A 21,265-nucleotide genomic window follows, 5' to 3' on the forward strand; every position below is an offset into this window, starting at 1 on the left:
TCAAAATATGCTTTTTAAACAGGTAATAAGCCCCTATTCTTTTGAAAAAACGGTAAATTTAATTACAAACAGAATTTCAAACACACCTGGCTGGCATGTCGTAACTGTTATAAACCAGGAAGAGGAGATAAAAAAATACGGAAGTCCCGACGTAGGTAAAGTTGCAATCATAAAATTCTGCAATACAAAATATGCGGGCAAAATGTTAAGTGACGACGATACCAAGTTTATGGCGGTGAAAATACCTTTGAGCATAGCCGTATATGAAGATTCCAAAGGGACCGTCAAAATATCGCTGATGAACGATTATCTTTTAATCAGAATGTTAAGCGGTACGAAAGAAGCAAAAATAATGGAAAATGTTGTAAGGGACATTCAGCATATTTTAGGATTCGTTCATTTCAGATATTCTATTTTCTAAAAAAAGCGGCTTATTTAGCCGCTTTGAATCTTCCCAATTTGTTTACCACGGTATATCCGGCTTTCATCCATCCGACCATACCGCCTTTTAATACGTATACATGTTTGAAACCGTACTGTTTTACAAGTTTTGCACCGGCTAATGTAGCGCGTCCTCCCGTTTTACAGATTACCACGTATGTATTGCCAGGTTTAAGATAACCGACGGCCGCCTTTACGTCAACAAGACCTCTCGGAATTTTTTCAAGTTCAATCCAGTCAACGGTACCTGCAGCCGTTTCGGACGGCTCTCTTACATCCAAAACGGTAAAATCCTTATCTTCGTCCATCCATTTTTTAAGTTCCGCCGGAGTAATGTATTTTACATATTTGGCGTTCGCTTTAACTTCCGCCTTAAAAACGTAAGCCATAGGACCTGAAAGTGCAAATGCGCTTGTGGCAAGCAGTGCTCCTAAACCTAAAGAAACAAGTAGTTTTTTCATTTTTCCTCCTTTTGAATAAGTGTTCACTCATTAATCAAACGAATTATAATTCACTTTTATTTAATTTGTCAAGAATTTTCTTATAATATAAGTTTAATTTATAATTAAGAAAAAGTTAAGGCTTGTTTAATTAAGCTTTGAAAGAAAAAGTCCCTTTTGAATTTTGAAGCGTGTTGAATTTTTTTATACGTTTTATTTTATTCATCTCTTCTGCGAGTCTGTTTTTTTCTTTTTGAAGAATATTCGCCGCTTCTTTCATATAGGCGAGTATCTCTTTCGCCTCCTCCTCGGTTTTAAATTCCGGCTGCGTGTTTACAACTTCCTCAAGTGCTTTAAAATCTCTGTTTATTACCGCTATTTTTAAGCGGTTTATATAACTTTTTTCCATTTTTTAATTTATTCCCGTTTCTTCTTTCCACGCCTCTATCAGGCCTTTTAACACCCTTATGACGTCATCAATATATTTCGTTTCGTTTTCAATGTTAGCTTTTGCAAGCAGTTCGAGCTGATAAGCATACAGACCGTTAAGATAATACGCCACATCGCCCCCTTTTTCAAAATCGAGAGAATTCAAAAGCTCTATAAATATATTGGAAGTTTTGATAATATATTTTACTTTTTCTTCAATATTTCCCTCATTTATGGCTTTTTTAGCAAAATTTGCAAATCTTAAAGCCCCTTCGTACAACATAAGAATAAGTTTTTCGGGCATGTCAATATTTATGTTTATCTGATTATAACTGTTTAACGCTTTATTATATGTCATTACTCCACCTTTAATTTTTTGTGTTTATCGCCTGCTCAATAGCCATAGTGATTGTCTGGCTCTGAGTATTAAATTTATTAATCATCTCATCGTATGCCGCAAACTGTTTCGCCATTATTTCGTATCTGGTATCAAGATATTTATTCATGGCATCTATTCTGTCCTGATATCTGTCCTCCTCATCTTTTATTTCACCGTCAAGAAGGTTCAAATTGGAATTGTCCCCCGTTATATTTATTTCAAAATCGGTTTTAAGATTTGTAAACATACTACCGAAAAGCCTGTTTGTAAGATCCGGATCTTTATCATAGGCCTCCCTGAATTTTTCTTCGTCAAAACTTATCATCCCTGTCCTGTCCATACTGAATCCCACATCGGCCGCGGTAAACACGGTATTTTCCGTATATTCGTTTCCGTTTAAATCGTAAGCCGTGGTTTTATTAGACATCACAACACCGAAAATATCGTTGCTGAATCTGCTTGAAAGCATTGTAAAATCGCTGTCCCCCTGAAAAAGACCGACATCTCCCGTATCTTTATCATAAGCCGTAAGACTCTGCAAATTGGAAATCATCTGGTTATAATCCGCAACAAATTTTTTAACGGCTTCAACCATATCGTCCACATTCGAAGAGATTGATACGCTCGATTCGCCTTCGCTTACAAGGTCTATATTTACCCCCGTTATCAAATCGTCCACCGTATTTGAAGAACGCTGAACCTCCACTCCGTTATAGGTAAATACGGCATCCTGTGCGATTTGAAGCCTGTTCGGGTTTGTAAAATCGGTATTGTCGTTAAAGCCGGTTGTCAATCCGGTATCGTCTATGCTTATATCCCCTATCGCCTGAATGTCAAAATTGATTTTACCGCTGTCCGAATCGAAACTCGCATTCACTTTTAAGGAATTACCGTCCGAATCTTTCAAATTTCCTCCGTTCAAAGCCGTAATAAAATCACTCACACTCATACCGTCCGTTACGTTCATTGTATAATCCGTCCCGTTTAAGGTAATTTTAAATGTTTGATCGCTTCCGCTGTCGTTTACGCTGTCGGTTTCCGAAGCGTAAGAAGCGGACGTGTAATTTACGGCATTTAAACTCAAATCGTCTATTCCTGAATAATTAAACTGAATATAGTTGTCTTCCCCCGTTTCATCGGCTTTTAACACAAGTTTATAAGGGCTATCCCCTATTCCGGTATCGATTATGGAGGCGGTAACACCCGCATTGGAGTTGTTTATGGCTTCTTTTAAATCCTCAAGGGTTCCGCCGTCTTTTAAAGTAACGGAAGTAACGACACCTCCCACGCCTATTTCAAACGTAACGTCGCTTCCGCTGCCGTTTATAACCGAATCGGTTGAAGCGTAACCTTTTGACTGAAACACGTCGTTTTCGGCAAGCTGCGTTACATTTATATCAAACGTCTGCGGACTTACCCCGTCGTTTGCGGTTACATTCACACTGCTTCCGTTTACGCTGGTATTTACTTTTGCAAAAAGGGTCCCGTCCGCCAAATCCAGAATATCCGTTTTTACGGCGGCGCCTATGGTGATAAACTGTGACAAGGCGCTCTCTTTTTTCTTTAACAAATCGAGTTTGTCTTCAAGGGGTTTTACCATAGCGTCCTGATCCGCCTGTTTTAATTTGTCTATAACGTCGTAACTCAGTACACCGCTGCCGATTCCGAGTGAAGACAATGTTCCTATATCAGCCACTTTTTATCCTTTCTTATCAAATAGCATTCCTACTACTTCCCTCATTTTTTCCATCAGTTCAAGGGCTTCTTTAGGGGGGTATTCCCTTATCACCCTCTCGTCGTTGGTATCTATAACCTGAATTGTCAATTCCCCTATTTTATCGTTAAATTTGAATTTCAACGTTGTATTAAGGGGATTTAAAGCTTTATTAAGCTCTTCTGTTAATTTTCGGAGCTCTTTTTTCAGTTTTTCCGTATCCATTTTATCCAAATCGGACATATCCCCGTTTTTCTGCGTTTTAATACCCTCCTGAATTTTTTTCGGATCCTGTTTTATATTATCCAGACCCTGTATTTTCTGCGTTACGTTTTTTATATTGCTAAAAACGTCCATTCCAAACCCCTTATTTTCTATGCATATATATCGGCGAAAATATAAAAAATTTTAATTTTTTGATAAAATTTCCTAAAACAAATTCAAACAAGGCCGTATATGCGTTATACAATCAGATGTAAATCGCCTCTTTTACAGTATACACTCGAATATTTTTTAAAGGAGAACTTAAGCCCCGACGGAACCGTAATAACGGACGATCCGGAAACGGAAGGCATACTGATCGGCAAAGACATTAAAAAGCCTTTTAACAAAACCTCTCTGTTTATCCAGCTTGAAAAACTTTTGCCTGAAAAAGAAATTTCCCTGGATGATAAAATAGAAAAGATGTTTGAAAAATTTAAAAAAGAGATAATAGAGATCTTAAAGGAGCATTATGGAGAAAAGTAACATAAAAATAATAGGCGGAAAATACAGGGGTAAAAAGCTGTATATGGGCAACAAGGAAACAACAAGAAGCACTAAGAACATTTTAAAAGAAAGCGTATTCAACACCCTTCAGTGGGAAGTTCCGGATTCCACATGGGTGGAAATGTTCAGCGGTGTCGGAAGTGTAGGGCTTGAAGCGATAAGCAGGGGCGCAAAAAAAGCGTATTTTTTGGAAAAAGATCCCGAAGCCGTGAAAATTCTGAAAAAAAACATCGATTCGATGGAACCCGAAAAATGCGAAATAATACTCGGCGACAGTTTCGAAACCGTCTGGGACGTAATTGAAAAATTAAAAAAAGACAAAGACAAAGCGTTTTTTTATTTCGACCCTCCGTTTGCAATCAGGGAAGGTTACGAAGACATTTACGACAAAGTACAGCATTTAATAAAACAGCTTCCTAAAATAAACGTGGAAAAAATTTTAATAGAACATCAAAGCGATTATGACTTTCCCGACAGTCTCGGGCTTTATAATAAAATAAAAACAAGAAAATTCGGAAAAAGCTCCGTAACATACTATGAATAAAGGAAATATTATGAAAAAAAATTTAGCAATCTTACTGACAGGCGCGGGAATAGTGTTTTTCGCCGGATGCTCCCACACCCCGCAAAAAGAAATGAAACCGATGAGCTTTAAAAGCATTGATCTTTTGGATAAATACGGAATAAACGAAAACGCTTTAATGAAAGCGAAAGACGGTTATATTTTTGTAATCCCGGACCCGAACGGGGCGGCTATTTACAAGCTTGACAAAAATTACAACCTGTTATGGAAAAAAGTGACCCCTATTTTACTCGACCCCGTAAAAACGGAGGTAAAAAACGGCATTATATACATTTTAGGATATGATCAGAAAAAAGACAAAGTGGCATTAGTGGAATATGACTTAAACGGAAACCTAAAGCGCATAAAATATTACGGAAAAAAATACGATCTCGCCAAAGATTTTTTAATCATAAAAGGCAACACCTATATAGCCGTAACCCGGTTCAGTCCCGAAAACAATTCCGATATCGTCATTTATTCGGACAACAACAAAAATTTGGATTTTTCAACCCCTTATATGGATAACGTTAAATATATCAAACCGTACAAAAACGGCATTTTGATAGTGGGAACGGTACAAAAAGATAGCGAGGACGTCCTGATAGTTTACAAAACCTTCGGCAATAAAACGCTCTGGGCCAAAGTCATAGACTTAGGAATGGACGAAATTCCGCTAAAAGTAACAATAAAAGACAATGAAATAATCCTCAAAGTAAAATCAACCGACCATATGGGGGCCGAAAAAGAGGTTACCTTCACGATAGACGAAAAAGGGAATGTGAAAAACGTAAAAAAAGGTATAGAATTTAAACAGTTACCGATAAAATATAGGACGTAAATGAATCTCAGGAAAGAATTTTTTTCAAACAATTTCGTATCGTTTCTTATAGAAAACGAACTGTTTTTTAAAAAATATAAAAAAGTATGCGTAAAAATCATAAAAGAGTACATAAAAAAACTTTCCTCCTCCAGATTTGAACCCAAAAACGAGGAAATAAGCAAATTTTACGACACGCTTTTTCTCCGGCCTTTTTTTACAAAAGAAAAAGTGGATCCTTCCCGGGAACTTTCTTTAATTTATAAACTGAACGACTACGACATAGATTCTTCATACATACTGAACAAAACGTTTTTAATGATGAGCAACAGTTATATCAAATACCTGATAAAAGAAAAAAACCCTATACTTAAACTCAAAAACCTGGCTCTGCTTCTTAATTTTTATATAAAATACATAGAGTTTCATATAAATATCGAAGCGGAAAGTTCCGCTCCGATTCCGGAAGAGATAAAACTGATTTACGACACCAAAAAACCTCTTCACCTTTTCACCGTTTACAAAGGCATACCGATAGCGCACAAAACACAGATATTGTCCGTAGACGAAAAAGAGGGGGTGATACAGGTAACGGCAAACAGCTACCAGATAGTGGCGGCCAAATTCCAAAAAGAAATCTTTCTTCTCGAAAACGACAAAAAATACAGTTTCAGAGCCAACATACAGCATTTTATCATCCATAAAAAAATTATGTTTTTAAACAATATCGAAAAGGTAAAAAGAACCGCTCCCAAAAGAAACTTCATACGGGTACAGCCGAAAGAAAAAATCAAAGTCACCCTCAAAAAAGGGACTAAAAAAGTTATTACGGAACTGTACGACATTTCTCTCAGAGGTCTTTGCGTTTTAGGGGAAAAACTGGATTTGCACATATCGGATATAATAACGCTCGAATTCATACTGCATCTTGAAAAACCTCATTTCATCATAACCGAGGGGGAAATAAAATCAATAACCAAACTGGATGAAAACACATACCGTTACCATATTCATTTCGAAGTCTCAACCCAGGACGAATATATCCTTTCAAAATACATTACGAAAAGGGAAAAGGAAATAGTAAAAGAGCTTAACACCTATATATCCAAAGAGTTTATTGTTCTGAGTTCGTAAAAACGTTTTTTGTAATCTTTAAAACGTCCGTTAAGTATCGCTTCCCTTATCTCTTTTACCAGATTTAAATAATAATGAAGGTTATGAATACTCGCCAATCTGAAATATGTAAGCTCTTTCGCTTTAAATAAATGATTTAAATAAGCCCTGCTGAAATTTCTGCAGGTATAGCAGCCGCAGTTCGGATCAACGGGGGAATCGTCAAGTTTGTATTTAGCGTTTTTTATCCTGAGGGTACCGAATGAGGTGAAAAGATAACCGTTTCTGGCGTTACGCGTGGGCATTACACAGTCAAACATATCAACCCCCCTCTCAACAGCCTCCATAATATCCTCCGGCGTTCCGACACCCATGAGATATCTCGGTTTGTTTTCAGGCAAATACGGTGCGGTGGCTTCGATGGTGTCGTACATCAGCCTGTTTTCTTCCCCGACGCTCAGCCCGCCTATGGCAAACCCGTCAAAACTATGCCCTTTGTATTCAAGAGACACCAGACTCTCGGCGCTTATCCGCCTGAATTCAAAATCGGTCCCTCCCTGAACAATGGCGAACAGATTGTTTTTTTTACCTTTGTTCACGTGATGGACAAGGCTCCTGTAAGCCCACCTTGTCGTTCTTTCAATCGATTTTTTTATCCTTTCCTTCGTATTAGGAAGAGCGATTAAATCGTCTAAAACCATCATAATGTCACTGCCGAGATTGTATTCTATGTCAATAACCTTCTCGGGTGAAAAAAAATGCCTGCTTCCGTCAATATGGCTTTTAAACCATATCCCTTCATCTGTAAATTTCACATTGTCCCCTAAACTAAACGCCTGAAATCCGCCGCTGTCTGTAAGAAAACTTCTTTTATAACCGCTGAATGCGTGAAGCCCACCGAGTTTTGCAACCGTTTCATCTCCGGGACGCAGATATAAATGATATGTGTTTGCGAGAATAATCGGCGCGTCAAGTATTTCCGTCATATCCACCGCATCAAGGCTTTTAACCGCCGCGACTGTCCCCACCGGCATAAATATCGGCGTTTTAATCTCGCTATGGGCGGTTTTTATGGTACACGCCCTTGCATTTCCGTCGGTTTTGTCTATTTTAAATTCCATATTTTTATTCTCCATTCTCAATTCTCAATTTTCCATTCGTATGATATAATTCTATGAAATTTTAACAAAAGGAACCGTTTGAATAAAATTTTAATATTCGCCGGATGCCAGGAAACCACCCTGCTGATAAAAAAAATATCCGAAAGCTATCTGAACTTGGGGGAATTTCATATCATATACGAAGAAGACGAAATCAAAAACGGTTTCAATGAAAAAGAAAACCTTTTTTTTTACAAAATAAACTTTTACGCATACGAACTTTATAAAAACCTTCTTCATAAAGATTTAAGCAAAATCATAATACTTGTTAAAAACAAAAAAGAGGCCGAATATATTTTAAGAAATTCGATAGACAAAAAAGTACCCGTTTTATTTGTAAAATTCTGGCTCGAATTCGACATTCCCCGACAAAACAACATAGAAATAATAAACATTCCCGAACTGCTAACAAACAAAATAATAGACCTTCTTCCGGGGGTCCCTCTTTTTGCAAGGGACATTGGGCTCGGAACAGGTGAAATTTTAGAAGTGGAGGTTCCGCCCCACTCGCCTTTTGTATATTCCCATCCGAACAAACTCCAAAACGAAAAAGCGAGGGTTGCGGCCATTTACAGAAACAACGAATTAAGGCTCATAAACGAAAACACAATGATTCTCCCCAACGACAAACTTCTTTTGATAGGAGATCCCGAAGAGCTTAAAGACCTGTTTAACAAAATTAAAAAAAACATAGGCGCATTCCCCCAGCCTTACGGCCAAAACATATATCTGCTTCTTGATATGAAAAACATGGAGAAAAAAGAGATTTCCTCCCTTTTAAAGTCCGCCCTTTTCCTTCATAGAAAACTTAAAAACAAAAAACTTATAATAAAAATAATAAACCCTTCCATCAACAACCAGATATATAAACTTTACAGATTCGACAACATAGAAATTATGTCCGATTATTACGAAAAATCCTATTCAAACTGCTTAAAAAAAGACGTCACCACGTTTAATATCGGTCTTATCATAACGAACAACCAGTTTTTCTATAAATACTCTTCACTGTTTTTTAAATTGAAATTTCCGGTGTTCAAAAAAGGAACCGAGTCGATAAAAAAATGCAAAGGCATAAAAGTGCTTCTTCAAAACAGGGAAATAAAGCCTATAGCATCCGTAATTTTCGACCTTTCTTTCCAGCTTGAAAAGCCCCTTACGTTTATAGACGGCGACCCCGAAAACAGACTTACGGATTTGACGGAATATTTGATGAATTTCGCAAAACTATTCAGTTTTAAAGACGTAAATATTATAAAAACAAAAACAAACCCTATTTTTTATTTGAACAAAGAGTCCAACCAGTGTATAATCACACCGTTTTCAAAAAAACCGGTGCCCAAATTATGGCAGATATTCAATCCCAAAATGGAATATTCATATCTGTTTTTAGAAAAATTCAACCAGTTTTTAATACCTGTAAAATAAGGCAAAGAAAAGGAAAATAATGAAAGTTGTAATAAAAACACCGAATAAAACATACGACATAATGATACAAAAACTGCCACGAATCACGCTTAATAAAAAAGTAGCGGTTATCACAAACCCGACAGTTGCGGGATATCATCTTAATTATTTGCTTAACCGCTTACAGGCAAAAGAGCTTAAAATCATAACGCTCCCCGACGGGGAAGAATATAAAACGATGGAATATATCACATACGCGCTTGAGAGGATGTTTGATGCGAAATATGACAGAAACAGTGTAATTATCGCTTTCGGAGGCGGTGTTATCGGTGATATGAGCGGTTTTGCGGCTTCAATCTTTTTAAGAGGAATAGATTTTATACAAGTGCCAACTACTTTGCTTTCAATGGTCGACAGCTCGGTAGGAGGAAAAACCGGAATCAATAATAAATACGGCAAAAACCTAATCGGTGCGTTTTATCAGCCCGAAGCCGTGTATATAGATACACATTTTCTCTCAACACTCCCAAAAAGGGAGTTTGCCGCGGGAATGGCGGAAGTGATTAAAATGGCGGTTATGTTCGATAAAGACTTTTTTGAAAACCTCGAAAACGAAACCCTCTCAACAGAAGAAATCATAAAAAGATCAGTGGAACTCAAAGCCGACGTCGTAAACCAAGACGAAAAGGAAAAAGGCATAAGAAGCGTTTTAAACTATGGACACACATTCGGTCATGTAATCGAAAACCTGACAGACTACAACACATACCTGCACGGGGAAGCCGTTGCGATAGGTATGGTAATGGCAAACGAACTTTCACACGAACTCGGGTATTTAAACAAAGAAGAAGCCGAAAGAATTAAAAAACTTCTTGAAAAAAACTCTCTTCCGACGCATTACGAAATTAAAGACGCTAAAGAGTTTTACGAACACTTTTTTGCGGATAAAAAAACACTTGACGATAAAATAAAATTCATTATTCCGGAAAAAATCGGAAAATATAAAATTGTGGAAAACATAGACAAACAAACAGTTATGAAAGTTTTAAAAAAGTTCGCTAAATGAGAATAACGGTTTTTTTGCTCTTCTTTTTATCGCTGTTCGCAAACGAAACGAACACAACCGTTTTAAAACAGAGATCACACAATATTGCCGAATTTTTAAAAAAAGACGAATTTTATATAAACTACCAGTCTTATCTTAACTATAAAAAACTTCAGAACCAAATATATTCCCTGGAAAAACTCGCGGGGCGGAATCCGAAAAAATACAAGGACAAACTCGAAAGACTAAAAACGGAACTCGAACTTCTAAGCAAAAACAGAAACATTTTCACAACGCTCATAAAAATAAAAGAGCTGCCCAAACCCCCTGAAGTAAACAACCCGTTTCAGATATTCAGCGCCCTTAACTATGAAAAAGAGATTGACAACGTAATAAACGAAAACTTCAAAACATACGAAAATTTTACAAAAACGCTAAAAATGCTTCAGGAGCTTGAAGAAACGAATAAAAAACTTAATATCAAACAGCCTGAACTGAAACAGGCAATAGAAGATTTCATAATGATTAACAACATATACAAAACAAAACTGAAAACCCTTGAAGCGGAATCGAAAATATACAAACAAAAAGTTAAAAAAGAGATAAACAAAGAGATAAACAAACTGATTTCTTTGATTATTTCCATCGCCATAAGTATTTTAATATTCACCCTTATCAAACTTGCCGTAAGAAAATATATAAAAGAGGAGTCTTTTTACCTTACAAACAAAATCCTGAATTTCATAAACGCCACGGTGATTCTGATAATAATTTCATTTTTTTATATAAACAACGCAACCTACCTGATTACGATAGTGGGTTTTGCATCCGCCGGTATCGCAATTGCCATGAAAGACTGGTTTATGAATATTTTCGGCTGGTTTGTGATAATGACAAGCGGAAATTTCAAAGTCGGAGACAGAATAAAAATATACCTTCAAAACGGCCAGGTAAAAATTGTGGGGGATGTTATCGACATAACGATGACAAGAATAGTTCTTTACGAAGACGTAACGCTAACCACATACCTTTACAACAGAAGGGCGGGAAGAATCGTGTTTATTCCAAACAACGTCATATTCACAAACCCGGTGTTCAACTACACCCACCACGGAATGTCGACGGTGTGGGACGGTATAGACGTTACCATCACGTTCGACTCCAATTATAAAAAAGCGGTGTATCTCGCAAAGGAGATTGCGAGCAAATATTCAAAAGGTTACACCGACATTACCAAAAGAAGGCTTCAAAAACTGAAATCGGCCTATCAAATAAAAAACGCAAACGTAGAACCGAGAATTTATACATTCATAGAAGAAAACGGAATAAGAATAAGCTGCTGGTATCTGAACAACTATGCGACGCTTAATTTAAGAAGCAACGTTTCAGCCGAAATTATAGAGGCTTTCAGTAAAGAAGAAGACATCAAAATAGCTTACCCGACCTATACTATAATAAAAAGAGACGGAAATGAAAAAATTAATGAAACTCAAACACCTTTACACTCTTAAAGAAGCGGGGGAAGAATATTTCGAAGGCTTTCATTCGGAGGAAAAAGATATACAAATGCCAAAAGAACTCGACGAACTGAAAAAAATATGCTTAAACTGCACGCTTTGCGATTTAAGCAAAACAAGAACACATGTGGTTTTCGGTGAAGGCAGTCCCGACGCAAAACTGATGTTTATAGGCGAAGGCCCTGGAGCCGAAGAGGATAAAACCGGAAGGCCTTTTGTAGGAAGGGCCGGAAAACTACTTACGAAAATCATTCTAAACGTACTGGAACTCACAAGAGAAGACGTTTATATAGCCAATATCGTAAAATGCAGACCTCCGAACAACAGGGTACCCACTATCGAAGAAGCCGAAACGTGCAAACCCTACCTTTTAAAACAAATTGATATAATTAAACCTGAAATTCTGGTATGCTTAGGTAAAACGGCTTTTATGTATCTGATGAACACGGATATACCCATATCCAGAGTAAGAGGCCAAATATTCGAATTTAAGGAGAAAAAAGTGATACCCACATTTCACCCGAGTTTCCTTTTGAGAAACCCTTCCGCCAAAAAAGACGCTTACAAAGACTTCCTGTTAATAAAGAGTATGCTATGAAAAAAATGTTTGTTTTACTCACGGCTGCGCTGCTCTGGGCCGAAACGTTAACTTTTCAGCTACCGGAGAGCATAAACGGCGGCAATGAAATTTACAAACCCTTAAACGGTACTGAGACACCGCAAATCGAAATTCCGCCAACCCCTCAGGAGACTGTAATCACCGAAGAAAACAACAAAACAGCCGTCCAAACCGGAAAAGACGAAACAAACGGCACACAAAACATCAACGTTCAAATACCGCTTCCGGGCATTGTCGAAGAGGATTTTAACGACACCTACGTTTCCATAAATTCAAAATCGGTTATCGCCGTAATGATAGACAAAAGAAAATTTTTTAAATTCATCCCTTCGATTATGAACTCTTTAAACGCTTATTACGCACAAAAGGGAATTGATTATCAAATCAGTCTATACGGCATCGAATACAACATTTCAAAAATCAAAGCCGATGATATAATATATTTTACAACCGATCCTAACGATATATATAAACTGCAAGATTATAACAAAACGTTTTATCTGCCCCTGATAAACAGAAAAGAGACGAATCTAACCGCTGCCAACATCTATTTCGGCTCAATTGACTTTCAAGATCAGATTCAAAAACTGACTTCCTTTATTGACGATAAAACGGACATAATAACGGATAACACCATTATTTCGGAAAAACTGTTAAATTACGAAATTAACTCGACATTTATCGAAAACATATACAAATTTCCGGATATTAATTACGAGGACCTTAACAACTCCTTTGTAATGTTCAACACCAGCGCGGGCAAAACGGCCCAGGTACTTTCTAAAATAACCCAGCAGGAAATAGACACTAAACTGAATTTTATTTCGCAAATAGGATATGATCCGTTAATGATTATATTGACTCAGCCGGCGGATGTGGAAAAACTTCTTATAGCCAACTCCATCATCCACACGCCTCCCGTTATTAACGAGTATGCGAATATTTTAAATTCGGACATAAGATACAACTGGATAAACTATGCGGCCTGCATCCTTGCAAACAAGGCCTACAACAGACAAAACGAAGAAGATGAATTTTATATGAGCGATTTTAACATTTACATTTTTAACAATCAAATCAACTATAACACAAAACTTTACAGAATAATAAACGGAGCTTTTAAACAGGTTGAATAAAAATGTAAAATTAAAAAATTTTAATTTTCGTTTTTATTCATAATCATCAATTTTACATTGTAACATTTTCCATTTTACATTAATATGATATAATTCCGCTTAAAAAAGGACACTAATGGCAACTTACGTTATCGGGTTCCCGAGAATCGGCGAACAAAGAGAACTTAAAAAGGCGCTTGAAGCTTACTGGGCCGGAAAATCCACTCAAGAAGAGCTGCAAAAAACCGCAAGTGAACTAAGAAAAAGACACTGGACTTATCAGAAAAACGCAGGCATCGATTTAATAAGCGTAAACGATTTCAGTTTTTACGACAATATGATCGATGCTATGACAATGCTCAACGCCATCCCTGAAAGATACAAAGACATCGACAACTGCATGGACAGATATTTCGCAATCGCAAGGGGTGATGCGAACCATAAAGCCATGGAAATGACAAAATGGTTCAATACAAACTACCATTACATCGTTCCAGAGCTTGATATTGATATGGACTTTAAAGCGAGCATCGATAAAATAAAAATCGAACTTGCCGAAGCAAAAGAACTCGGAATAAATGCAAAAGTTAATTTCGTAGGACCTATTACGTTCGTAAAACTTTCTAAAATCGTAAACGGAAGCGAGGAAGAAATTATTGAAAAACTGATTCCGGTTTACGAAGACTTAATCGCTCAAATCAAAGAACTCGGTGTAAACACAATCCAGTTTGACGAACCTTATTTCGTAACCAATCCGAGTGAAAAAGACCTTGAAATTCTTAAAAAAGTTTACGACAGAATCGGAAATCTTGCAGATGTTTTCGTAGCCACATATTTCGAACATTCAAACGAAGCAAACGAAGTACTTGCGACTACTCCTATCAAAGGTATGTTTTTAGATTTCGTAGCGGGAAGCGAAAACAGTATCAAAGCGCTTGCCGAAGCGGGTAAAATCGTAGGTATCGGAATCGTAAACGGAAGAAACGTATGGGTTAACGACATCGAAAAATCAGTAGAATTCCTAAAAGGCATCGCTGAAACTTACGACGCTGATAAAATCATGGTAGGAAGCAGCTGTTCATTATTACACGTACCTTACACTCTTAAATACGAAACAAAAATGGATGAAGACATCAAATCCTGGATTTCATACGCTCTTGAAAAACTTGACGAAATAAGAGTAATAGAAAAACTGTTCAGAGGTGAAGAGCTTAGTGAATACGAAAAAGAAGTTCTTGAAGGCAACAAAATAGCAATCGCCACAAGAAAAACAAGTGACAAAATCCACGATCCTGTTGTTAAAGACAGAGTCAGCAACCTAACTGACAAAGACAAACACAGAAGCGTTCCGTTTGAAGAAAGAATCAAACTTCAGCATGAAAACCTTAAATACCCTATTCTTCCTACAACAACAATCGGAAGTTTCCCTCAAACACCTGAACTAAGAAAACTTAGAAGAGACTATAAAAACGGCGTAATTTCTGAAGAAGAATACAAAACTCAAATAAAAGCAATGATTAAAGAACTTGTTGAATATCAAGAAGCAATCGATATCGACGTACTTGTTCACGGTGAGTTCGAAAGAAACGACATGGTCGAATACTTCGGCGAACAGCTTAAAGGTGTTGCGTTTTCTCAAAACGGATGGGTTCAGAGTTACGGCAGCAGATGTGTTAAACCACCTTTGATTTTCGGAGATGTCAGCAGACCTAAAGATATGACGGTTGAATGGATCACATACGCTCAAAGCCTCACAGACAGACCTATGAAAGGAATGCTGACCGGTCCCGTTACAATGCTTAACTGGTCATTTGTCAGGGATGACCAAAGCAGAAGAACAACCGCTTACCAAATGGCAATCGCTATAAGAGACGAAGTTGAAGCTTTGGAAGCCGCCGGAATCAAAGTTATTCAGGTTGACGAAGCGGCACTAAGGGAAGGTTATCCTTTAAGAGCTGAAAAAAGAGCTGAATATGAAGACTGGGCGATTACGAGCTTCAGAATTACAACAAGCAGCGTAAAACCTGAAACTCAGATCCACACTCACATGTGTTATTCGGAATTCAGCGATATTATGGACGCTATTGAAGATATGGACGCTGACGTTATCTCAATCGAAAACGCAAGAAGCGACAACAGCCTACTTAAAATCTTTAAAGAAAGAGGATACAAAGGTGAAATCGGACCTGGTGTTTACGATATCCACAGCCCGAGAATTCCAAGCACTCAAGAGATGGTGGAACAGATCGAAGCTATTCTTGAAGTTTTACCGGCTGAAAAAGTATGGGTTAACCCTGACTGCGGTCTTAAAACAAGAAAATGGGAAGAAGTTAAACCAAGCCTTGAAAATATGGTAAAAGCTGCAAAAGAAGTAAGAGCTAAACTTAAAAAATGAAGCTTTTGCTTTTTTTACCCATTTTTGCTTTTTCTTTTTATTATCCTGTAAATTTTAAATTCCGATTTATTCATTCTTGTATGGAAAATTCAAATCTCCAAATTCATAAATATGAATACTGCGAATGTGTATATAATAAAATCACACAGCGTTTTACATATCAGTTTTTTTCTGACAATCCCACATCTCCTGAAGTTTTAAATTTCATAAGAAAAGCATCTAAAGAATGCTTACTTGAATTGAAAGTGAAGAATTGAGGATTAAAACATAAAAATTTTTCTTACTCTCCATTCTCCATTTTCCATTTTCCATTAATATGCTATACTTCTAATTAAAAATTCTCAAGGAGATTTTATTATGAGGGAATATCTTTTTTCAAGTGAATCGGTAACAGAAGGCCATCCCGACAAAATGGCGGACCAGATCAGTGATGCAATACTTGATTACATTATAGAAAGGGACAAAAACGCAAAAGTGGCGTGTGAAACACTTCTCAGCAACGGATTTTGTGTAATTGCGGGTGAACTTAAAACAACCACTTACGCCCCTATGCAGGAAATTGCAAGAGAAGTGGTAAGGGAAATCGGATACACGGACGCAAGATACGGATTTGATTACAGAACCGCCGGAGTGCTAAACGGAATAGGAGAACAAAGCCCCGATATCAGACAGGGTGTAGAAAGAGGAGAGGAAATAGGTGCCGGGGATCAGGGTATGATGTTCGGATACGCATGCACGGAAACGCCCGAGCTTATGCCTCTTCCCATTATGCTTGCGCACAAACTCACCAAAAGACTATCTGTAGCAAGAAAAGAAGCCATCATTCCGTGGCTCAGACCCGACGGAAAAGCGCAGGTGAGCGTAAAATACGTTGACGGAAAGCCTGTAAGCGTTGAAAAAGTGGTGGTTTCAACACAGCATGAGCCTGATATAAACTATTCGGAAATCAAAGAAGCGGTAATTGAAGAAGTTATCAAAAAAGTAATTCCGGCGAATATGCTCAGTAAAAACGTGGAATATTTCATAAACCCAACAGGTAAATTCGTCATCGGCGGACCCCAGGGAGATGCCGGGCTTACGGGAAGAAAAATCATAGTTGACACGTACGGCGGCGCCGCTCCTCACGGCGGAGGGGCGTTCAGCGGGAAAGACCCCACTAAAGTTGACAGAAGCGGAGCTTATGCGGCAAGATGGGTGGCCAAAAACCTCGTAGCGGCCGGTGCGGCGGATAAAATAACCGTTCAAATTGCATACGCCATCGGCGTGGTCGAACCCGTAAGCATTTATGTCGATTCTCACGGAACTGCCAAAGTGGATGAGAGAAAAATAGAAGAAGCGGTAAGAAAGATATTCAACCTTACACCTAAAGGCATTATCGATTCACTTGATTTATTAAGACCTATTTACAAAAACACGGCCGCATACGGACATTTCGGCAGGGAAGAGTTTTCATGGGAAAAACTCGACAAAGTTGAAAAAATTAAAGAATATCTAAATCTTAAATAATTTTTTTAACTCTTTTTCTTTTCCCGTAACATTCAGTCCGTGTTCCTTATAAAACAGCTCTATGGATTTTAAGTCTTTTTTATTTCCGTTTTCATTAAAAAATTCGTATATAATTTTGCCTGCTCTTAACGCTTCGTCAAACATCGAAGCCTTTTTAAGCTCGTAAAAAATCGCGTAAATTTTATTCTTTGGTAGTTCGCAAAACAGAGGATCATCCAAAAAACTTTCGTTAAATATTTTTTGATAATCTCTTATAAGACGAATTGTTGTTTCATATTTAGAAGCGTTAAGAAATTTTTTTGCAATATTTTTAAAATTCGTTCTGTATTTTTCAGCCGGATACTTTTTAAAATATTTTTTAAGGTTATAAAAACTTTTTTCAGCTCTGTTAAAATCCCTTGATAACAAAAAATTTTCATAAAGAAAAAACATCAGATCATTCGCATAATTTTCATCGATTTTTCCTATATCCTTCAAATATTTTATTATAAGATCTTTTTTATATCTGAATAAGTTTAAAGAGTTAAGATAAGTCTTAAAAAGACCAAGAGTTTTTAACGGTTCTTTTTTAAACTCGTTTTGAAGTTTGAGCTCATAAGCAAAAAACATATATTTTTCATCCCCGTAACTTTCAGCCCTTTTAATTCTCTCCTCCAAAAGAGAAGCCGCTTTTTCTTCCAGTCCCAATTTTTTATAAAGCTTCACGAGTATGAGACTTATGTTCGTAAAAACTTCGACTTCGGTTTCTTCCACGAGTTCCAAGGCCTTTTCATAATATTTCACTGCATTTTCATCATTTCCCGATTCAAGATACAAATCCGCCTTAAACCTGTACCCTTTGACAAGTTTATTAACGTCGTTAAAACGTTTTCTGATTTCGATTTGGCTGTCGTAATATTCCAAAACCTTTGCGTATTCTTTTTTTTGATAATAATATTCGGCTATCATACCGTAAACTTTGTCAACCCTTACATAATCCCCTATTTTTTCGAAATTATCAGCCATCTGAATATAAATATCCAAAATCTTTTTATCTTTTACATTTTTTTTCTTATAAAATTCGGCAAAACCTTCCAAAACTTCATTAATCTGGTAAATATCTCCCCCTTTTTTAACCTCATCATACGCTTTTTGCAAAAGTTCGAGTTTCAAATCTTCCTCTTTTACAAAAGAACAGTATTTTAAAAGCGTAATCACCTTCCTGTAACCTTTTTGAAATCCGACAAGTTTTTCGTAATAGGCTTTTGTTTTGAGATAATCTTTTTTTTCATATTTATAAAACCTTATAATTTCTACAATCGCAGAAACATACAGCCCTTCAAGGGAGTTTTCGGATATATCCTCCACCTTCAAAATATATTTCTCAGCTTCTTCAAGATTCTTTATTTTCGCAAACGCCTGATAAAGACCGAAATATATGTTTCTTTTTTCATAAGCGCTCTCATATTCGCTTAAAACGGTTTCAATTAAATTTTCTGCGATTATTTTATATTCCGGATTGCTTTTCGAATTCGAAATCAAAAGTTTAAGAATTTCGGTATCCGTTCTGTTTTTTTCCTCGCTCGCTTTTCTTAACTTTTCAATAACGGAAAGTATATCGTCCGCAGGGAAATTTTTCTGAACGAACCTGTTAAGAAGCATAAGATAATACAGATCCGTTTCCAGCCCGTTTTTCAACACGAAGTCCTCGTCAACTTCCAAAACAAAGCGTATATAAAGGTTTTTTATTTTCGAATGCCATTTATTGTAATATTTACGGTAAACGCTTATGGAAAGCAAAAGGTTATCCATCATTTTAGAAGCGTCTATATACTGATAAATACGGGAAAGCAATTCATAACTGATTGCAAACTGTATATGGCCGTTTTCAAACAAAGAGCGTTTTATTTCAAGGGAGTTTAACGCAATTTCCAGGGCTTTATCGTTATTGTTCATTTTCAATTCGATTTTTGCAAGATTGTCCAGAATTTTTACTTTCAGAAATTCGCTTTTTACTATTTTCAAAGCTTTTAAAAGAATCGTTTTGGCGTACTGGTGCCCGTTTTCGTATTTCGAATGAAACTTCGCATTATCTATTAAAAAAAGCGTCTTTATATCTGGATCTTTAATCTTAAGTTCGAGATTTTTATATTTGTTTCTCAGATAGTCAAAAAAATCTTTTCTTTTTTTAAAAGGAAGCTTTTTATGAAAAAGATATTCCTGCTTTCTTCTGAGATAATAATAAGCCCCTAAGTATTCGGAATCCATCTTTACAAAAGGGAGCATGGAAATAACATAATTAAGTATTTTGTAATTTTTGATTTCCAGTCCGACAAGAGCCTCTTTTATTAAAAAATAGGCTTTATTGTCCGCGCACATTAAAAAGCCTTCCTTAAAAAGATCTATTAAAAACTCATATTCGCCTTTTCTTTCGAAATCTTCACTTATGCTTTCATACCATTTTTTTACATCATCGAATCCGGCAAAACCCGTCAGATGATAAACCGCCTCCTTCATACACAGCCTGTCCAGGTTTTCTCTTCCCTTACGGTAAAAATACTCGAACATATACCGGTGCAGTTCTTTTTTCCTCTCGGGCGACATTCTCAAAATAAAACTTTCCCTCATAAGCTCGTGCATATAAAAGAATTCTCCGCTGCGTGCAAAAAACGAAAACGAAAGAAGCTCCCGAAAAATAATATCCGAATAGTTCTTTCCGTATATGTACTTAAACATACCCACATCAAAAATTCTCGCAACGGAAAGTATTTCAAGCTTTTGAATGTCGTTTTCGGTCAGACTTTGTATAAACCGGTTGAATATCCGTTCTTTTTTTATAATTTCGGTATCAAAACTTTCCCTGTTTTTTTTATACATATCAACGGCAAGGGCAATATAAAAAGGGTGCCCCTTTGAGGCGAACACTATTTTTTTAACGATACCCTCTTCCTTGACACCGAGCTTTTTTACAAGTTTTTCACTTTCCTCTTCGCTTAAATCCTCCAGATGTATATATTTGCATTCGTTTTGAAAATCGATTCTTTCCCTGCCCGAAACGACTATAAAAGCGACTTTGCCGACAAATGAAATAAAGTTTTTAATCCAGTCTTGGGCGTCCGTGTTTTTGGTAACGCTTTTTTCAAAAAGCCTTTCATACGTATCGAACAAAAAAACCGTTTTACCGTTTCTTTCCAGATCCATTCCTAAAAAAATGGGAAGATAACGCTCTATTTCGTACGCTTCCTTGTTTTGAAGGTTTTCGATAAATTCCAGCGCTTCTTTGTTCAAACCTGCCCTCAGGGCAAAATTTTTAAAATTTCTGAAAACTTTGTTTAGATTAGTTATATCCACAGGTAAAAAAGTGTTTACAATAATTCCCAAATCCTGTGTAAGGAAACTCAAAATGTTATTGGCGACGCTTTTATTCTCCCTGTAATCGCTGAAAGATTCGTTCGGATGTTTTTTCTGCCAGTAAATATAAAACACCATAAAAAAATAATAGGCTTTTACACCTTTCTCATAAAGCTTAACGTAAATATCCTCATAAAATTTTTCAACGCCGATAAAATTGCTTAAATCATATTTAAAAACGTTCACCCCCTTCGATTCGAAAATATTTTTAAGCTCGCTTAAAAAAGTGGTTTTGCCTATTCCCCCCACTCCATAAACGTTTATAACATTTTCACCGTCATAAAAAGCTTTTTCAATTTCATTTAATTTTTCCCGCCTGCCTATAAAAACATTTTTATTCTCATCCGTTTCCTCTAAAAAATTTAAAAAATATTCCTCCACTTTTCACCTTTTTTTCTTTATTATATCAATTGTTATGCTAAAATTTAAAAAAAAAGGAGAGAAA

19 protein-coding genes are annotated in these 21,265 nt (G+C 36.7%); 12 read left to right on the forward strand and 7 right to left on the reverse strand.

The genetic code is table 11. The features are described from left to right. Positions 1-7 precede the first annotated feature (7 nt). Entirely contained in the window at positions 8-421 is a 414-nt protein-coding gene (locus tag ACXJIE_RS02905) for a DUF302 domain-containing protein (RefSeq protein ID WP_456479478.1), read from the forward strand. A gap of 10 nt (positions 422-431) precedes the next feature. Here the strand turns inward: ACXJIE_RS02905 and ACXJIE_RS02910 are convergent, their stop codons facing one another. The 5 genes from ACXJIE_RS02910 to ACXJIE_RS02930 form a co-directional block, all read right to left on the reverse strand. After that, on the reverse strand, positions 432-902 hold the full coding sequence (locus tag ACXJIE_RS02910) for a rhodanese-like domain-containing protein (RefSeq protein WP_456479479.1): 471 nt from the start codon (positions 900-902) through the stop codon (positions 432-434). 130 nt (positions 903-1,032) lie between these two features. Next, entirely contained in the window at positions 1,033-1,290 is a 258-nt protein-coding gene (locus tag ACXJIE_RS02915) for a hypothetical protein (RefSeq protein WP_456479480.1), read from the reverse strand. A gap of 3 nt (positions 1,291-1,293) precedes the next feature. Continuing rightward, positions 1,294-1,668, reverse strand: a complete 375-nt coding sequence (gene fliS, locus ACXJIE_RS02920) for a flagellar export chaperone FliS (RefSeq protein ID WP_456479481.1) — start codon at positions 1,666-1,668, stop codon at positions 1,294-1,296. Positions 1,669-1,678: 10 nt separating this feature from the next. Next, entirely contained in the window at positions 1,679-3,385 is a 1,707-nt protein-coding gene (fliD, locus tag ACXJIE_RS02925; protein WP_456479482.1) for a flagellar filament capping protein FliD, read from the reverse strand. A gap of 3 nt (positions 3,386-3,388) precedes the next feature. Then, positions 3,389-3,760, reverse strand: a complete 372-nt coding sequence (locus ACXJIE_RS02930) for a flagellar protein FlaG (RefSeq protein WP_456479483.1) — start codon at positions 3,758-3,760, stop codon at positions 3,389-3,391. Between the two features lie 99 nt (positions 3,761-3,859). On the opposite strand from ACXJIE_RS02930, the gene ACXJIE_RS02935 reads away from it, so the two are divergent. From ACXJIE_RS02935 to ACXJIE_RS02950, 4 genes are read left to right on the forward strand one after another with little or no spacing between them, the layout of a single operon-like run. Beyond that, positions 3,860-4,150, forward strand: a complete 291-nt coding sequence (locus tag ACXJIE_RS02935) for a hypothetical protein (protein ID WP_456479484.1) — start codon at positions 3,860-3,862, stop codon at positions 4,148-4,150. Beyond that, complete coding sequence (gene rsmD / locus ACXJIE_RS02940) at positions 4,137-4,715, forward strand: 16S rRNA (guanine(966)-N(2))-methyltransferase RsmD (protein WP_456479485.1); 579 nt, start codon at positions 4,137-4,139, stop codon at positions 4,713-4,715. Before ACXJIE_RS02935 ends, rsmD begins: the two co-directional genes overlap by 14 nt. Before the next feature lie 10 nt (positions 4,716-4,725). Beyond that, the gene (locus tag ACXJIE_RS02945; RefSeq protein WP_456479486.1) at positions 4,726-5,574 is read left to right on the forward strand and encodes a hypothetical protein; all 849 of its coding nucleotides are present in this window, start codon (positions 4,726-4,728) and stop codon (positions 5,572-5,574) included. Next, positions 5,575-6,687 carry a PilZ domain-containing protein gene (locus tag ACXJIE_RS02950; protein WP_456479487.1) on the forward strand — a complete coding sequence of 371 codons (1,113 nt, stop codon included), beginning with the start codon at positions 5,575-5,577 and terminating at the stop codon, positions 6,685-6,687. Here the strand turns inward: ACXJIE_RS02950 and tgt are convergent. Next, positions 6,651-7,787, reverse strand: coding sequence for a tRNA guanosine(34) transglycosylase Tgt (tgt, locus tag ACXJIE_RS02955; protein WP_456479501.1), 1,137 nt, complete (start codon positions 7,785-7,787; stop codon positions 6,651-6,653). The genes ACXJIE_RS02950 and tgt overlap by 37 nt on opposite strands. Before the next feature lie 78 nt (positions 7,788-7,865). On the opposite strand from tgt, the gene ACXJIE_RS02960 reads away from it, so the two are divergent. The 7 genes from ACXJIE_RS02960 to metK all read left to right on the forward strand — a co-directional run bounded on the left by ACXJIE_RS02960 (position 7,866) and on the right by metK (position 17,430). After that, positions 7,866-9,254, forward strand: a complete 1,389-nt coding sequence (locus ACXJIE_RS02960; RefSeq protein WP_456479488.1) for a COG3400 family protein — start codon at positions 7,866-7,868, stop codon at positions 9,252-9,254. Positions 9,255-9,273: 19 nt separating this feature from the next. Continuing rightward, positions 9,274-10,299 (forward strand): 3-dehydroquinate synthase, encoded by a 1,026-nt coding sequence (aroB, locus tag ACXJIE_RS02965; protein ID WP_456479489.1) that lies wholly within the window; start codon positions 9,274-9,276, stop codon positions 10,297-10,299. Beyond that, positions 10,296-11,789, forward strand: a complete 1,494-nt coding sequence (locus tag ACXJIE_RS02970; RefSeq protein WP_456479490.1) for a mechanosensitive ion channel family protein — start codon at positions 10,296-10,298, stop codon at positions 11,787-11,789. The genes aroB and ACXJIE_RS02970 overlap by 4 nt, the downstream gene beginning before the upstream one ends. Next, positions 11,749-12,393, forward strand: coding sequence for a uracil-DNA glycosylase (locus tag ACXJIE_RS02975; RefSeq protein WP_456479491.1), 645 nt, complete (start codon positions 11,749-11,751; stop codon positions 12,391-12,393). Before ACXJIE_RS02970 ends, ACXJIE_RS02975 begins: the two co-directional genes overlap by 41 nt. Beyond that, a complete protein-coding gene (locus tag ACXJIE_RS02980; protein WP_456479492.1) occupies positions 12,390-13,550 on the forward strand; it encodes a hypothetical protein in 1,161 nt (386 codons plus the stop codon). The genes ACXJIE_RS02975 and ACXJIE_RS02980 overlap by 4 nt, the downstream gene beginning before the upstream one ends. Positions 13,551-13,665: 115 nt before the next feature. Continuing rightward, a complete protein-coding gene (metE, locus tag ACXJIE_RS02985; RefSeq protein ID WP_456479493.1) occupies positions 13,666-15,924 on the forward strand; it encodes a 5-methyltetrahydropteroyltriglutamate--homocysteine S-methyltransferase in 2,259 nt (752 codons plus the stop codon). A gap of 354 nt (positions 15,925-16,278) precedes the next feature. Further along, the gene (metK, locus tag ACXJIE_RS02990) at positions 16,279-17,430 is read left to right on the forward strand and encodes a methionine adenosyltransferase (protein WP_456479502.1); all 1,152 of its coding nucleotides are present in this window, start codon (positions 16,279-16,281) and stop codon (positions 17,428-17,430) included. On the opposite strand, the gene ACXJIE_RS02995 is transcribed toward metK, so the two are convergent. Further along, positions 17,416-21,201: a hypothetical protein gene (locus ACXJIE_RS02995; protein WP_456479494.1), complete on the reverse strand. Its 3,786-nt coding sequence runs from the start codon at positions 21,199-21,201 to the stop codon at positions 17,416-17,418. The two genes, metK and ACXJIE_RS02995, sit on opposite strands and share 15 nt — an antisense overlap. Positions 21,202-21,265: the final 64 nt, after the last annotated feature.

The organism is Nautilia sp. (genome assembly GCF_053994455.1).